Raw genomic sequence first — 15,717 nt, 5'->3', positions numbered from 1 at the left:
TTGCCGGCTCAGGAATATTGTCACATTCCACAGTTACATCTGCTGGAAGTGTACCGTTGAAAGTTGGTTTAGTAGTATCTTGAACTGTAATAATTTGAGTGTGTACGGTTTGGTTACCGGCACAATCGGTCACTGTCCATGTGCGTGTGATGGTATAGTTGGCTGCACACTGATCGTCTTTTCCACTTAAAGTTTCAGAGAATAGTACCGATACGTTGTTGTCACAATTATCCGAAGCGGTTAAAGTTGCCGGCTCAGGGATATTGTCACATTCGACAGTTACATCTGCTGGAAGTGTACCGTTGAAAGTTGGTTTAGTAGTATCTTGAACCGTAATAATTTGAGTGTGTACGGTTTGGTTACCGGCACAATCCGTCACTGTCCATGTGCGTGTGATGGTATAGTTGGCCGCACACTGATCTTCTTTTCCACTGAAAGTTTCAGAGAATACTACCGATACGTTGTTATCACAATTATCCGAAGCGGTTAAAGTTGCCGGCTCAGGAATATTGTCACATTCCACAGTTACATCTGCTGGAAGTGTACCGTTGAAAGTTGGTTTAGTAGTATCTTGAACTGTAATAATTTGAGTGTGTACGGTTTGGTTACCGGCACAATCCGTCACTGTCCATGTGCGTGTGATGGTATAGTTGGCCGCACACTGATCTTCTTTTCCACTGAAAGTTTCAGAGAATACTACCGATACGTTGTTATCACAATTATCCGAAGCGGTTAAAGTTGCCGGCTCAGGAATATTGTCACATTCCACAGTTACATCTGCTGGAAGTGTACCGTTGAAAGTTGGTTTAGTAGTATCTTGAACTGTAATAATTTGAGTATGAGAAGAGGTATTCCCACACGCATCTATAAATGTCCACTTTCTATCAATGCTATATTGGCTTGCACATGCAGAAGTAGTTATGGTATCAACACTATTTGCTACTATCTCTCCGTTACAATTATCATTTGCTGTGAGTGAAGAACCAGCTGGAACATTATCACAAGAAACGGTAATGTTTTGAGGTAAAACAGAAGGTAAAGTAGGAGGTGTTGTGTCATTAATAGTGATGGTTTGGACATTAGAGCCAACATTTTCACAGAAATCTTTAGCATAAAAAGTTCTTGTAATCACAGTAGGGCAAGTTCCCGATTTTACATCTTTATAACTGATGATTAAAGTTCCTCCCGAATTGTCGGTTGCGTTACCTCCTAAAGCTTGTAATTCTGATAAAGTAATTACAACTTCAGTATCACTATACGGTAAATCTAAAGTAACATTCTCATTACAGCCTTCTAAACTTAGATTAGATGGCGCTGTTACTGTTGGAGGGATTGAATCTCCTCCTGTGATAGTATACGTTTCTGTTTTAGAACAGTTAAGAGCATCGGTTACAGTAACAGTATACGTACCTGCTGTTAAACCAGATATATTTGATTCTGTAGATCCATTACTCCATGAATACTGATAAGACCCCGTTCCACCACTTACTGATAAATTAATAGATCCTGTACTAGCACCAGTACAACTCAAATTAGTGATGCTTTCAGAAATGTTAATTTCAGATGGAAATAAAATCGGTAAACTGTAAAAATTAGATAATCCTTGGGAATCTATAACGGTTAGGGTAGCTGTATAGCTATTAGAAGTATTGTAAGTATGAGAAGGATTAGGTAAGGTTGAATCAATAGTTCCGTTACTGTCAAAATCCCAAGCAAAAGAATAAGGAGCAATTCCTCCATTGGTTGTTGAAGTAAATTGTATAGTTGATTGATTTCCCGTTGTACATCCTGAATATTTAAATTGTACCGCCAAAGGTTTAGAAACAATCATGTTTGGGGAAAAGTCACATTGTGCATTACTAAAACTCTGACAGGTATAATTTTGGCCAGGATCTTGCGAACCACTTGTTTTCCAAACTACTAAAATGTTGGATAAGAGTAGTTCTTGTCCACAAGTCCAGTTGAAAGGGCCGTATAATCTTTTTTGACCACCACCAGGAGCGATGGTTCCTAAGAACTCATTCAAAGGAGTAACCACTCCATCAATTGATAAATCGGCAAAAAATCGAGTGAAATAAATATTGGAATTAGAATTAGATGTATAGTTCATTAAGATATAGACCTGTTGAACATTACCAATAGTACAGGTAGTATTGGTAATGGGAACTCCATACACATCTGTAAGACTTAGAAATACATCGTTAAGGGTATAATTGTTGGAAGTACAATTATAGCCACAATTTCTCAAATCAGCTTGTGTTTGAGAAAAAGACCGGTTAACGCCAAAAAGAATCACAAACAATAGTATTGTTTGTAATAATTTCAACGGTAACATTAGAGTAAAACTACTTTTCATACGCTAAAAGTTTTAATTTAAATATTTGATACAACGAATGATTTGCAATTGTTTTTAACAATCGCAGGAGACTTGATATACCATTAAATAGTTAATGGTATAAGACTGATTTCTGAATAAATTTGAGAAGTGGTATTTAAATTTATTCTTTAAAAATGGAATTTTAGTGGTTTTATCCGTAACAAAAATAGGACAATAATTACTCTTGAAAAGTTCTAGCGTTCGAATTTCGATGAATTGATCAATATATCCTTTGAATTAACTTATTCTACTTCATTTGTCAGACACTACTAGTGAATTAAGTGATGCTTAAATAATTAAAATCCATGAATAAGGCTTATCACCAATTTTAATTAGATAATTCAATCTAAACTTAGAAATAGCATTTTCGAGTAGTCTATAATTTTTATAAAAGAGAAAAATCAAAGTAAAAATAAATCATGATTTACGAGTTAATTGTTTTAAAGTAGCTGATCAAAAAATACTTTTCTTGAAACTTTTAAGGCATTTGAAATTTCAGAATTAAAATCAATGATAAAGAAATGTGAAAATTCAGTTAATATGTCAATTCTTTTAATAGTTCATGAGGCTATTACAAATTTTGTGAATAAATTTGACAATAAATATACTGAGAATGTTCTTACATCAGATTTTATATAATGTAATTTGATAGGAGTATTTTTTTATAATGATGAATTAAACATAGAAAAAACATGGAAAATTGTTTTTCAAAAAGATATAAATTAGATGCAAGCCATAGAAAATAGATACATTGATCGGGAAAAAAGCTGGTTAGCTTTTAATTTCAGAGTTTTACAAGAAGCCGCAGATGAAAAAGTACCATTATTAGACAGGCTTCGTTTTTTAGGAATTTTTTCGAATAATTTAGACGAATTCTTCCGTGTTCGATATGCGGCTATTCGTCGTTTGAGTATTTCTGGAGAAAAAAGCGACAAAATTATTGGAGATACTTCTCCTCAAGAATTAATTAGAAGTATAACCGATACCGTTATCGAACAACAATCGGAGAGTTTACGTATTTTGAGCGTTATTGAAAAGGAGTTGGAAAAAGAAGGTATTTTTATCATTAATGAAAGCCAACTCACCAGAGAACAGCAACATTTTGCACACGATTTTTTTATTCAGAAAGTCAGTCCGGAATTAGTGACCATCATTTTGAATGACCTGGATGAGTTTCCTCTATTAAAAGATACATCAGGGTATTTAGCTATTAAGTTAGTAATGAAGCCTAAAGAGTCCTCTTCTATTTTAGAAAAAATGAAATTGAAAAAGGACGTTCGTTATGCTGTAATTGAGATTCCCAAAGAAATCAACAGGTTTGTGGTACTTCCATCTAATTCTGACAAGCAATATGTTATTTTATTAGATGATGTTATTAGATTCAATTTAGATTCGATATTCAATATTTTTGACTATGAAAGTATTTCGGCTCACATGATTAAAATTACCCGAGATGCGCAGTTAGAACTAGACAGTGAATTAAACAAAAGTTTTATTGAAAAAATTTCTTCAGGAGTAAAAGACAGACGTCTGGGAGAACCGGTTCGGTTTGTTTATGATCAATCTATCGATAAAGATACGCTTAAGTTTTTTCTTCATCGAATGGGAATTAATTCAAAAGATAGTATTATTCCCGGCGGTCGCTATCACAATCGACGTGATTATATGGATTTCCCGAATTTAGGTCGTTTTGATTTGCTCTATAAAACCAAAACTCCACTTCCTGTGGTTGGATTAAGTATGGAGGGTAGTATTCTGAAGACTATTGAAAATAGAGATTTTCTGATTAATACACCTTATCAATCCTATGCGTATATCATTAAATTTTTACGTGAAGCGGCTTTAGATCCAAGGGTAACGGCAATCAAAATTACTTTGTATCGATTAGCCAAAAATTCTCAAATTGTAAGTTCATTAATTAATGCGGCCAAGAACGGGAAAAAAGTAGTGGTTCAAATCGAATTGCAAGCTCGTTTTGACGAAGCCAGCAATATTTACTACGCCGAGATGATGCAAACCGAAGGTATTGAACTTATCTTTGGAGTAAAAGGATTAAAAGTACACAGTAAGTTGTGTTATATTGAACGTATCGATGAGCAGGGAAAATTAAAACGTTACGGCTTCATTTCTACAGGAAACTTTAACGAATCTACGGCCAAAGTTTATACCGATGTAACATTGTTAACATCGCATCAACAAATTTTGAAAGAAGCTTCAAAGGTGTTTGAATTTTTTCAAATTAATTACAGACTGCATCGTTACAAGCATTTAATTGTATCGCCACATCACACACGTTCAAAATTTACTAAATTAATTGATCGTGAAATTGTAAATGCCAGTTTGGGTAAAGAGGCTTATATTAAACTAAAAATGAATAGTCTTTCGGATACCAAAATGATCGACAAACTCTATGAAGCTAGTAGGGCAGGAGTCAAAATTCAATTGATTGTTCGAGGTATTTGTTCTCTTATCCCAGGTGTAAAAGGAATGAGCGAAAATATTGAGGCCATCTCTATAGTAGATGCCTATTTAGAACATTCCAGAGTTTATATTTTTGCTAATGACGGTGATCCAGAAGTATTTATCTCTTCTGCCGATTTTATGACTAGAAACCTCGATGCTCGTGTTGAAGTTAGTTGTCCTATTTATGATGAGGCGATTAAGAAAGAATTGATAGATGTTTTTGAAATTGGCTGGAAAGGCAATGTAAAGGCTCGTTTCCATTCCGAAAAATTGGATAATAAATACCGATTGCGAGGGGATAATCCTGTTTTTAGAGCACAACAAGAAACGTACAATTATTACAGAGACAAAATAGAAGTAATAACAGAAGAAATATAAAAGAGAGGTTGATTCGGAGATGATTACAATTAAAAAATATGCAGCAATCGATATAGGTTCTAATGCTATGCGATTGTTAATTACCAATGTAGTAGAACAAGTAGGAAAAGAAACACAATTTAACAAAAGTGCTTTGTTTCGTGTTCCGATACGTTTAGGACAAGATGCTTTTACGGTTGGAGAAATTTCAGAAGAAAATATAAGCCGAATGGTTGACGCTATGAAGGCTTACAAATTATTGATGGGTGTTTACAACGTTGAAAAATACATGGCTTGTGCTACTTCTGCCATGCGTGAAGCCTATAACAGTCAAGAGGTTGTTGAAATTATTAAAGAAAAAGCCGATATAAAAATAGATATTATTGATGGGAAAAAAGAAGCAGCGATCATTGCCGCTTCTGATTTGAATCATTTTATTAAAACCGAAGCTACCTATTTGTATGTAGATGTTGGTGGAGGAAGCACCGAGTTCTCTCTTTTTTCTGAAGGTAAAATGGTTGTCTCAAAATCATTTAAAAACGGTACAGTTCGTTTGTTGAATAATATGGTCAATCAAGTTGTTTGGGATGAAATTGAAAAATGGATCAAGACCAACACGGCAGATTATGATAATATCACTTTAATTGGTTCGGGTGGAAATATCAATAAAATTTTCAAATTGTCCGGGAAAATGCAGGAAAAACCGTTATCGTATATTTACCTTAATACCCAATACCAATATTTGAACTCGTTGACCTATGAACAACGAATAGCCGAATTAGGTCTCAATACAGATCGTGCCGATGTGATTATTCACGCGCTTCGAATTTATCTCAATGCTATGAAATGGAGTGGAGCCAATAAAATCTTAGTCCCTAAAATTGGCTTGTCTGACGGAATTGTAAAAGCAATGTATTACGATCGAATTTAATTTATTTTGAAGAGAAAATTTATTCTCTTTGGAAATGAAATTAAACATCTAAATCGAAAAGTTTCTTTAAGGTATCGATTGCGGGGTTGAGTTCTTTCAAACGTTGAAATTTCTCTTCAGCCGTGAATGCTTTTTTGATTTCGATATTATCGTTAATTTTTATTTCTATCGTTATCCCGTAATTGTGAAGTTTACCTCTCAAATGTCCCAATAAATCGTGTTTTTCTCCTTCGAAATCTATTTTGGAACTTTCGTTGGGCAATTCATGAATAATAGTGGTGCCTTCGAGTTTAGGATCGTTAATCAACATTAACGATTCTAAGATTTTGTAACCTTTGTTGCCTAAATTTTGTGCATATTTTACCCACTGTTCTAACATTTGAGTTTCAGTAAAAGGCTCGTGAGGTAATTCATCATGACTTTTCTGAACAGGACTCAATGTTGCTTCCAATTCCTTTTTTGCTCGTATACTGGATAATGACAAAGCAGAAAACTTTGGTTGATCTGTAACTATTGGTGTAGGAGTTACTGATTTATTTTCTGTGTTCTGATTAGTAGTAGCAGGTTGATTAATCGTGTTTTGGGATTGAATTGTCTTATTCGTTCCAATACTTGAAGTTTGAACTGCTTCTTGAACGTTAGTGTTATTGGCTATTTTTACTTCTTCAATAGAATAGCTTGTTTTTTTGTAGTATGTCGGAGGTATTATAAAGGACTTAGCTTTTTTTTTTCTCCATCAAAAGTGATAGAGGCTAATTGCATCAGGCAAAGTTCAACTAATAAACGTTGATTCTGAGAAGATTTGTATTTTAAGTCGCAATCGTTGGCTAATTCAATACCTTGTAGTAAAAAATCTTGTGTTGCTTTTTGAGATTGCTCTCGATATAAATTCTGAGCATGTTCACCGGCTTCTAATAAAGATAAAGTCGCTGGATTTTTGCAGACCAATAAATCTCTGAAATGTGATGCTAGACCGGCGATAAAGTGATGACCATCGAAACCTTTTGCTAAAATATCGTTGTACGCTAGAAGTAATTCCGGGATTTTATTCTCTAAAATTAAATCGGTTACTTTAATATAATACTCAAAGTCAAGTACATTTAGGTTTTCCGTAACGGCAGCACGGGTCAGATTGATGCCACAATATGAGACTACACGATCAAAAATAGATAAAGCATCACGCATGGCTCCATCAGCTTTTTGAGCAATTATATGCAAAGCATCATCTTCAAAACTAATTCCTTGGCTTTTGGCCACTTCAGCTAAATGTTCTTTAGCATCTTTAACTGTAATTCTTTTGAAATCAAATATCTGACAGCGAGACAAAATAGTTGGTATAATTTTGTGCTTTTCTGTAGTTGCCAATATAAAAATAGCATGACGCGGTGGCTCTTCTAATGTTTTTAAAAAAGCATTAAAAGCGGCTTGAGACAACATATGTACCTCGTCTATTATGTATACTTTATATTTACCGGTTTGAGGAGGAATTCGAACCTGATCAATAAGATTTCGAATATCATCGACAGAGTTGTTTGAGGCAGCATCCAACTCAAATACATTAAAGGCAAAATCCTCATTAGGGTCATCATAGCCTTCCTGATTAATTTTTCTGGCTAAAATTCGAGCACAAGTAGTTTTTCCAACTCCTCTAGGTCCAGTAAACAGTAGTGCTTGTGCCAAATGATTGTTTTCTATGGCGTTTAACAAAGTATTAGTAATAGCCTGTTGCCCCACAACGTCTTTGAACGTTTGAGGACGATATTTTCGAGCCGATACAATAAATTGTTCCATAGCTTTAATTGGGTTCACAAATATAGAATTTTATAACTCCAAAAAGCAAGTTCTGGGATTCAAAATATTGTTTTTTTTCTGTAAAGTTATTCACAAAGCATTATAAGCCTTTGTGTCCCTTTATAGTAAGTCCTTTAAGATATCTGGAAAATTCACAATCTGAATTGGCTGAAAATCCGGAGACAAATACTCCTTTTTTTTCCTTTATTGTTTTTGATTGAATTCCGTAAACAGTCGCTTCATCATCAGGGTTAGAATCTCCTTCGTATCTAAAAATATGAACAATTTCGTAATCATGGGGATTAATTTTAAATTCTTCAATATTAATATTAAAATCGATGGTGAATCCTTCTTCCTTTAATGAAGCTAATGCTTCGGTTATATTTCCATAGTTGTAGGTATGCATTATTTTGAGGTTTAAATAGATACCTTAAAAATACAATATTTTTTTTGTATTGTATTTTTATTTCTATTGATGTTAGCTTTCTTTTGTAATTTATAGCTATAATCTGATAAAATTCCACAAAAAAAGCTGGTTTCATCCAGCTTTTAATTATTTATTTTTATTTCGAACATTTTGTCCCAATTTTTTCCGGTGACAAAAATTGTTTTAGTTTTGGGATTGTATGCAATTCCGTTGAGGACATCTAGATCCGGATGTGGTGTTACTTTCGATTTTAACGCAGATAAATCAACTACTGCTTCAACGGCACCAGATTTTGGGTCAATAATGGTAATTGCGTCCATCTGATAAACATTGGCATAAATTTTTCCATTAATCCACTCTAGTTCATTAATCGCTTTAATTTTATTGTTGGAAGTATAGACATTAATATAATTAACATCTTTAAGCGTTTTAGGATCCAATAGCCAAATTTTCTCTGAACCGTCACTTTGATATAAATAAGTACCATCGTTGGTAAGGCCCCAACCTTCCATTTTTCGGGTATATTGAAATGTTTTTTCAAGTTTTAAATTATCTGCATTGTATACAAATCCTGTGTTTTCTTGCCAAGTCAATTGGTAAATTTTGTTATTTAAAACAGTGATTCCTTCGCCAAAATATTTACTGTCCAGATCGATTTTTTTAAAAACCTCTCCTGTCTTATAGTTTGTTTTTCGTAGTGAAGACAAGCCGTTACGACCAGTACCTTCAATTAATGTATCACGGTAAAATTCTAATCCTTGTGTGTAAGCTTTTGTGTCGTGTGGATAAGTATTGATAATGGTATATGTTAGAAGTTTGGGCTCAATAGGAGAAACCAATTCTATTCTTGATTCTACTTTAGTTGAATCGCCTTCAAAATAAACCACAGCTTTCAGAGTATGGTAACCTAGTTTTTCATCTGTTAATCGATAAGTTAAAACTGAATTTCCTTTAACAGAACCGATTCTTTTTTCTCCATTAAAATAGATTACAGAATCAATATTTTTTTCTTTTTTATTCGTCAATTCCAGAGAAATAGGATCTCCTTGATGATATAAAAGCTTAAATTTTGAATCATCAATAGAAAATAAATTTTTTTTATCCCCGGAACAATTGGTTAATAAAAATACTAACAATATGAATGTTAATAGGTTATATTTTTTCATTTTTAAATATTTTTCGAATACAATATACAAAGAGTTTTTCATTATCAAATGTGCTTGTAAAAATACAAAAAGTTTGTATATTTGCAGCGGCAAGTCCTACACGACCAGCTCCTGCAGACTCCTCCAGGGTGGGAACGCAGCAAAGGTATGCGGTTGTAGCGGTGCGATGTAGGTCGCTTGCCATTTTTTCTAAAATATTTTTAAAATTGTGGTCCCGATTGTTCGGGATTTTTTATTTTAGACAAAATTTTTCCGGATGCTATTATCTTGGCAAATCGTTACTTTTCAACTCAAAGAAACTTTTTCTATTTCCTACGGAAATTATTCCAGTAGAGAAGCTTTGATCGTTTCTCTTTCTTATAAAGGAGTTGAAGGATACGGTGAATGTACGGCTATTGATTATTATGGTATAAAATTACCAGATTTTGTAAATCTTTTATCTTCAAGTAAAACTTTAATTGAAGCACAAAAGATAATTTATCCCACTGAGTTTTATCAGTTTATTTTAAGGCTTAATTTCCCTTCATTTTTAGTATCCGCGCTAGATTGTGCTTATTGGGATTTGTATGGAAAATTAGAAGGGAAAAATTTCATAGAACTCAATAAAATACCCATAAAAAATATTCCAGAATCTTCGTTAACAATCAGTGCAGGTCCAATAGAGACACAACTTAATAAGATTAAAACTTCGGGTTGGTCCAAATTTAAGATAAAATGTAAGAGTTTTGATGAAATTGCTATTCAAAAACTTACAGAATTAGACAAAACAATAGCATTAGATTTCAACGGGAGTTTTACCTCTAAAGATTGTGAGTTGTTGCAAAATACACCGTGGGTTCAAAAAATAAGTTATTTGGAACAGCCAATGCCAACCAATCAATTTCAAATTTTAGAGCGAGATAAATTTGCCAATTGGATGGCTGATGAAGATTGTCAGAGTATTGAAAATTTACGTTCTTTGCAACCACATTATCAAAGCATCAATGTCAAATTAGTTAAATGCGGAGGATTAACTCCGGCTTTATCTTTAATTGAAAAAGCTAAAGCACTTAATTTTAAAATAATGATTGGCTGTATGACCGAATCTACTATTGGAATTTCTGCCGGAGCAGTTTTGGCTCCTTTAGCTGATTATACCGATTTAGATGGCGCTAATTTAATTGCAAATGACATTGCTAAGGGAAGCAAAATTTATTATGGAAATATTCAACTTTCAGAAAAACCTGGTCTGGGGATTTCTGTATTTTAAAAAAATATAATGAGCAAAATAATATTAATAACAGGAGGATCTTCCGGTATTGGAAAATCAATAGGTGAATTTTTAATCCATAAAGGATTTATCGTTTACGGGACGAGTCGTAATCCGGAAAATGTAACTAAGACCACTTTTTCCTTACTTACGTTAGATGTCAAAAACGTTGATTCTATTCAGAATGCAGTACAATATGTCATAAAGAAAGAAGGACGAATTGATGTTCTCATTAACAACGCTGGGGTGGGAATTACTGGTCCGATTGAAGAAATTCCGACTAATGAAATGCGCAATAATTTTGAAACCAATTTTTTTGGCCCAATCGAAGTAATGAAGGCGGTTCTTCCGAAAATGCGCGAACAAAAATCCGGATTGATCATTAATATAACTTCAATTGCAGGTTATATGGGATTGCCATACCGAGGTATTTATTCGGCTTCAAAAGGAGCATTAGAAATTGTAACCGAAGCGCTTCGCATGGAAACTAAACAATTTGGTATAGAAATAACAAATATTGCTCCTGGAGATTTTGCAACCAACATTGCCGCGGGGCGTTATCATGCTCCAGTGATTAAAGGATCAGCTTATGAAAGTGCCTATGGGAACACCTTGGCGGAAATGAATACCCATGTCGATTCTGGGAGTAATCCCATCGAAATGGCCCAAGCGGTATATACAATCATCAATACTCCAAAACCAAAAATCCATTATAAAGTTGGGGCATTTATGCAGAAATTCTCTATAGTTTTAAAAAGAGTGTTGCCTGATAAAATATATGAAAAAATGTTAATGAATCATTATAAATTGTAATTTTGCAGTTGGTTGTAAGAATTAACCATAGATCTTAGATACCACTTTGAAAATATTAACTTTAGAACAAAAACTATTTTAAAATATACAGATGAAATTTTTTATTGACACAGCCAATTTAGAGCAAATTAGAGAAGCACAATCATTAGGAATTCTTGATGGTGTTACCACAAATCCATCTTTGATGGCAAAAGAAGGAATCACAGGGACGAATAATATCTTAAAGCATTATGTAGACATTTGTAACATTGTGGATGGAGATGTTAGTGCCGAGGTGAATGCACTTGATTTTGAAGGAATGGTAAAAGAAGGTGAAGAATTGGCGGAATTACATGAGCAAATTGTGGTTAAACTTCCCATGACTAAAGAAGGAATTAAAGCTTGTAAATATTTTTCGGATAGAGGAATTCGTACTAACGTTACATTGGTTTTTTCTGCAGGTCAAGCATTATTAGCAGCTAAAGCAGGAGCAACTTATGTTTCTCCATTCTTAGGTCGTCTGGATGATGTTTCTACGGATGGATTGAATTTAATTCAAGAAATTAGAGATATTTATGATAACTATGGTTTCGAAACACAAATTTTAGCGGCTTCTGTACGTCATACGATGCACATTGTAAATTGTGCTAAAATTGGAGCTGATGTAATGACAGGTCCTTTGTCTGCTATTACAGGTTTATTAAAACATCCATTAACGGATATTGGAATTGCACAATTTATTGCTGATTACGAAAAAGGAAATAAATAATATTATTTACCATAACAAAAAAGCTACTGTTTGTTTTACAGTAGCTTTTTTTATTCGTTGTATTTGTATTTTATTTTAGATAGTTTTCAAAATTAGCATCGAATAAACTTACAAAAGCATTTTTGATAGTTCCGTCAGCATTGATCAACATGGCTCTGTGAATTTTGGTAATCACCCATTTGTCTTTAATTTCTTTGAAATTAGTAGCATGTAATTCTAAGCCATTTAAACCATGCCTTTTGAGTGCAGTCTTCCAAGCTTCGTTAGAATCATCAATATTTATTGCTATAAAATCCCAATTAGGATATTTCGCTTTTAATTCGGAAGCTCTTTTGTGAGCTGCTTCTAAATGCGATTTAGCTTCGGAAGTCCAAAAGTAAACCACAGTATTTTTGTTGATTACAGAACCAAAATCTAATTTATTATCGTTGGAATCAATTAAATTGATATTTCGAAGACGTTTCCCAGGAGACATTGTCTGAGTTGCTTCAGCAATCTTTTTAATCTCTTTTTGTTTTTCTTTGTCCGTCGATAACTTGAAGTATTTTTCCAAGAACTTATTGTTGTTCATCATGTTTTGATCTTCCAACATATACATGAACGCAATATTATTCAAGACTGCATTTTTTACTTTTTGATTGGTAAAAATCGAATCTGCTACTTCTAGTTTTTTAATGTTATTTTCTAATGATTTGTCAGTGCCTCCTTCACGACAAGATACGTTATTCATCATAGAAGTTAGGTATCGCACAAAAGGAGCAAAATGGGTTAACTTCTCATCATTAAAATCGATTTTTTTTCTGAAATCATAATAATTTTTAGGCAAATGACGACATATATCTTCACTTGTTCTAAACTTGTGTGCCAAAGGATAAATTTCTTTTTGTGCTAAATAAGGCATGTCTAACATGGTTTTAGCATAAATATCAAAATCTTCATTCCATTCGATATCTTCTTTACGTCTTTCGTAAAAAGCTTTTTTCTCTTTATGATATGCAGCTATTTGTTTTTCAAACGTTTTTAAATCATTATCATAAATATCGAAAGAAGCATTACGATCATTTTCGTTTTTAAGAAACAATTCAATTAGGAAATTATTTTTCTGATCGCCTCGGCCACAGAAAGTAAGAGAGTTATCAAATTCATGTGTGTTTAGACGAATCATCAAACTATCATTCTTATCAAAGTAGATATATTGATATTCCGGTTCATGCTTAAAAGTATACATGCCGGGAGTTAAAGAATCGTATTTTTTAAAAAAACGATTGTTTTTGTCTAATTTAATGGTGTCAATAATTTCATTATTGCGACATAAATAGACATTTTCAGAGTTAGGATTTATGATTTCACCTCCAAAATAAGCCGTGTAATCATCATCTTGAAATACTGAAGCACAAGAATTTAAAAAAAATGGACTAACAGCTACAAATAAAAATGGTATTTTTTTGAAATAGGCAATCATTCTAATCAAATTGTTTGAGACAAATATATTTGTATTACATGAATGACGCTGTTAATAGACAGTTAAAAGTTAGACTTTGCTAAACAAATCCTTTAAATAAATAAAAATAAATTCAGATTAGGACTTTTTGTGTGTTATTTGATAAAGCTTAAGTTAAAATAATGCGTTTATCCACTTTGAAGCCTAAAATCTATTTTGTACCAAAGAAAAGCGCTTGTCTTTTTGATAAAATCATTGTCATCAACTCCACTATTTTTACTACTTTTGCAACACTTTATAAAAAATAAGAAATAAATGTTAACAGTTTCAAATTTATCAGTACAGTTTGGTAAACGAATTTTGTTTGACGAAGTAAATGTAACCTTTACGCAAGGAAACTGCTACGGGATCATTGGTGCTAATGGTGCAGGAAAATCTACTTTCTTAAAAATATTATCAGGAGAAATTGACCCTACTTCAGGTCGCGTGATTTTAGAACCGGGAAAACGTATGTCGGTTTTAAATCAGAACCATAATATGTTTGACGAACATACCGTACTTGAAACCGTATTAATGGGTAACAAAGTATTGTATGCTGTTAAAAAAGAAATGGACGAATTGTATTTAGATTACAATGATGCCAATGCTGACAGAATAGGGGAGTTGCAGATGCAGTTTGAAGAAATGAACGGGTGGAATGCAGATTCTGATGCGGCGACTTTATTGTCTAACTTAGGAATTTCTTCGGATTATCATTATACATTAATGAGTGAAATGGAAGGAAAACTTAAAGTTAGAGTCCTTTTGGCGCAAGCTTTATTTGGTAATCCTGATGTTTTAATCATGGATGAGCCTACCAATGACTTGGATTTTGAAACCATAGGTTGGTTAGAAAACTTTTTAGCCAATTATGAAAATACGGTTTTAGTGGTTTCTCACGACCGTCACTTCTTAGATGCTGTTTGTACTCACGTATCAGATATCGATTTCGGAAAAATTACACATTATTCTGGTAATTATACCTTCTGGTACGAATCATCACAATTAGCGGCGAAACAAAGAGCACAACAAAACAAAAAAGCAGAAGAGAAAAAAGCAGAATTAGAAGAATTTATCCGTCGTTTCTCTGCCAATGTTGCGAAGTCTAAACAAGCAACATCACGTAAGAAAATGATTGAAAAGTTGAATATTTCAGATATAAAACCTTCAAGCAGACGTTACCCGGCTATCATTTTCGACCAAGAGCGTGAAGCAGGAGATCAGATTTTGAATGTTGAAAATTTGAGCGCTTCAATTGATGGTGAAGTCTTATTTAAAAATGTAGACTTGAACATGGCTAAAGGGGACAAAATAGTTGTTTTCTCTAAGGATTCAAGAGCGACTACTGCTTTTTATGAGATTTTAAATAACAATATGCAATCTGATTCAGGAAAATTTGATTGGGGTATTACGACTACACAATCGTATTTACCTGCAGACAATCATAGTTTTTTTGAAAACGATCTTACTCTTGTAGATTGGTTACGTCAATGGTCAAAAACGGAGGAGGAAAGAGACGAAGTGTATGTTAGAGGTTTCCTAGGAAAGATGATTTTTTCTGGAGAAGAAGCCTTAAAAACAGGTAGAGTTTTATCTGGAGGAGAAAAAGTACGTTGTATGATTTCTCGTATGATGATGTTACGTGCTAACGTATTAATGTTGGATGAACCTACTAATCACTTAGACTTAGAATCTATTACAGCATTTAATAATTCTTTGAAAAATTTTAAAGGTTCTGTTTTATTTACCACTCATGACCATGAATTCGCACAAACTGTTGCCAATAGAGTAGTAGAGTTAACACCAAAAGGAGTTATTGATCGTTACATGACATTTGATGAATATCTTGAAGACGAGAAAATCAAAGAAATGAGAAAACAGATGTATTCTTAACATGATACAATAAATCCCGCTA

General features: G+C 33.3%; 12 protein-coding genes and 1 other RNA gene. 7 read left to right on the top strand and 6 right to left on the bottom strand.

Annotated features, from left to right (window positions below):
• Positions 1–2,356: HYR-like domain-containing protein (locus NAT50_RS09260; protein WP_250592988.1), on the bottom strand; the 2,356-nt coding region annotated here is incomplete at its 3' end.
• A gap of 747 nt (positions 2,357–3,103) precedes the next feature.
• Between NAT50_RS09260 and ppk1 the strand changes: the two genes are divergently transcribed.
• Entirely contained in the window at positions 3,104–5,218 is a 2,115-nt protein-coding gene (gene ppk1, locus NAT50_RS09255; RefSeq protein ID WP_250592987.1) for a polyphosphate kinase 1, read from the top strand.
• A 19-nt stretch (positions 5,219–5,237) separates the two neighbouring features.
• Positions 5,238–6,128: a Ppx/GppA phosphatase family protein gene (locus NAT50_RS09250; protein WP_250592986.1), complete on the top strand. Its 891-nt coding sequence runs from the start codon at positions 5,238–5,240 to the stop codon at positions 6,126–6,128.
• Between the two features lie 40 nt (positions 6,129–6,168).
• Here NAT50_RS09250 and NAT50_RS09245 read toward each other — a convergent pair whose 3' ends face one another.
• The 4 genes from NAT50_RS09245 to NAT50_RS09230 all read right to left on the bottom strand — a co-directional run bounded on the left by NAT50_RS09245 (position 6,169) and on the right by NAT50_RS09230 (position 9,512).
• The gene (locus NAT50_RS09245; RefSeq protein ID WP_250592985.1) at positions 6,169–6,579 is read right to left on the bottom strand and encodes a DNA polymerase III subunit gamma/tau; all 411 of its coding nucleotides are present in this window, start codon (positions 6,577–6,579) and stop codon (positions 6,169–6,171) included.
• A 254-nt stretch (positions 6,580–6,833) separates the two neighbouring features.
• The gene (gene dnaX, locus NAT50_RS09240) at positions 6,834–7,919 is read right to left on the bottom strand and encodes a DNA polymerase III subunit gamma/tau (protein WP_250592995.1); all 1,086 of its coding nucleotides are present in this window, start codon (positions 7,917–7,919) and stop codon (positions 6,834–6,836) included.
• A 100-nt stretch (positions 7,920–8,019) separates the two neighbouring features.
• A complete protein-coding gene (locus NAT50_RS09235) occupies positions 8,020–8,325 on the bottom strand; it encodes a hypothetical protein (protein WP_262918646.1) in 306 nt (101 codons plus the stop codon).
• Between the two features lie 143 nt (positions 8,326–8,468).
• On the bottom strand, positions 8,469–9,512 hold the full coding sequence (locus NAT50_RS09230) for a glutaminyl-peptide cyclotransferase (RefSeq protein ID WP_250592984.1): 1,044 nt from the start codon (positions 9,510–9,512) through the stop codon (positions 8,469–8,471).
• A gap of 87 nt (positions 9,513–9,599) precedes the next feature.
• Here NAT50_RS09230 and ffs point away from each other — a divergent pair.
• From ffs to fsa, 4 genes are all read left to right on the top strand, one after another.
• An RNA gene (ffs, locus tag NAT50_RS09225) (signal recognition particle sRNA small type) lies at positions 9,600–9,698 on the top strand.
• A gap of 70 nt (positions 9,699–9,768) precedes the next feature.
• Positions 9,769–10,761 carry an enolase C-terminal domain-like protein gene (locus NAT50_RS09220; RefSeq protein ID WP_250592983.1) on the top strand — a complete coding sequence of 331 codons (993 nt, stop codon included), beginning with the start codon at positions 9,769–9,771 and terminating at the stop codon, positions 10,759–10,761.
• Positions 10,762–10,770: 9 nt separating this feature from the next.
• Positions 10,771–11,574, top strand: coding sequence for an SDR family oxidoreductase (locus NAT50_RS09215; protein WP_250592982.1), 804 nt, complete (start codon positions 10,771–10,773; stop codon positions 11,572–11,574).
• A gap of 91 nt (positions 11,575–11,665) precedes the next feature.
• Positions 11,666–12,322 (top strand): fructose-6-phosphate aldolase, encoded by a 657-nt coding sequence (gene fsa / locus NAT50_RS09210; protein WP_250592981.1) that lies wholly within the window; start codon positions 11,666–11,668, stop codon positions 12,320–12,322.
• Between the two features lie 70 nt (positions 12,323–12,392).
• Here the strand turns inward: fsa and NAT50_RS09205 are convergent, their stop codons facing one another.
• Positions 12,393–13,784 carry a TlpA family protein disulfide reductase gene (locus tag NAT50_RS09205; RefSeq protein ID WP_250592980.1) on the bottom strand — a complete coding sequence of 464 codons (1,392 nt, stop codon included), beginning with the start codon at positions 13,782–13,784 and terminating at the stop codon, positions 12,393–12,395.
• Between the two features lie 294 nt (positions 13,785–14,078).
• Here NAT50_RS09205 and NAT50_RS09200 point away from each other — a divergent pair, with 294 nt between their 5' ends.
• On the top strand, positions 14,079–15,695 hold the full coding sequence (locus tag NAT50_RS09200) for an ABC-F family ATP-binding cassette domain-containing protein (RefSeq protein WP_250592979.1): 1,617 nt from the start codon (positions 14,079–14,081) through the stop codon (positions 15,693–15,695).
• The last annotated feature ends 22 nt before the right edge of the window (positions 15,696–15,717 follow it).

It is taken from the genome of Flavobacterium luminosum, assembly GCF_023635005.1.
Lineage (GTDB): Bacteria > Bacteroidota > Bacteroidia > Flavobacteriales > Flavobacteriaceae > Flavobacterium > Flavobacterium luminosum.
This window is presented reverse-complemented; position numbering and strand designations above follow the sequence as displayed.

Bases quoted from the DNA above. Each gene is read 5' to 3' on its own strand.
- ppk1 (WP_250592987.1), top strand. From the start codon at position 3,104: ATGCAAGCCATAGAAAATAGATACATTGATCGGGAAAAAAGCTGGTTA.
- NAT50_RS09250 (WP_250592986.1), top strand. From the start codon at position 5,238: ATGATTACAATTAAAAAATATGCAGCAATCGATATAGGTTCTAATGCT.
- dnaX (WP_250592995.1), bottom strand. From the start codon at position 7,919: ATGGAACAATTTATTGTATCGGCTCGAAAATATCGTCCTCAAACGTTC.
- NAT50_RS09235 (WP_262918646.1), bottom strand. From the start codon at position 8,325: ATGCATACCTACAACTATGGAAATATAACCGAAGCATTAGCTTCATTA.
- NAT50_RS09230 (WP_250592984.1), bottom strand. From the start codon at position 9,512: ATGAAAAAATATAACCTATTAACATTCATATTGTTAGTATTTTTATTA.
- NAT50_RS09220 (WP_250592983.1), top strand. From the start codon at position 9,769: ATGCTATTATCTTGGCAAATCGTTACTTTTCAACTCAAAGAAACTTTT.
- NAT50_RS09215 (WP_250592982.1), top strand. From the start codon at position 10,771: ATGAGCAAAATAATATTAATAACAGGAGGATCTTCCGGTATTGGAAAA.
- fsa (WP_250592981.1), top strand. From the start codon at position 11,666: ATGAAATTTTTTATTGACACAGCCAATTTAGAGCAAATTAGAGAAGCA.
- NAT50_RS09205 (WP_250592980.1), bottom strand. From the start codon at position 13,784: ATGATTGCCTATTTCAAAAAAATACCATTTTTATTTGTAGCTGTTAGT.
- NAT50_RS09200 (WP_250592979.1), top strand. From the start codon at position 14,079: ATGTTAACAGTTTCAAATTTATCAGTACAGTTTGGTAAACGAATTTTG.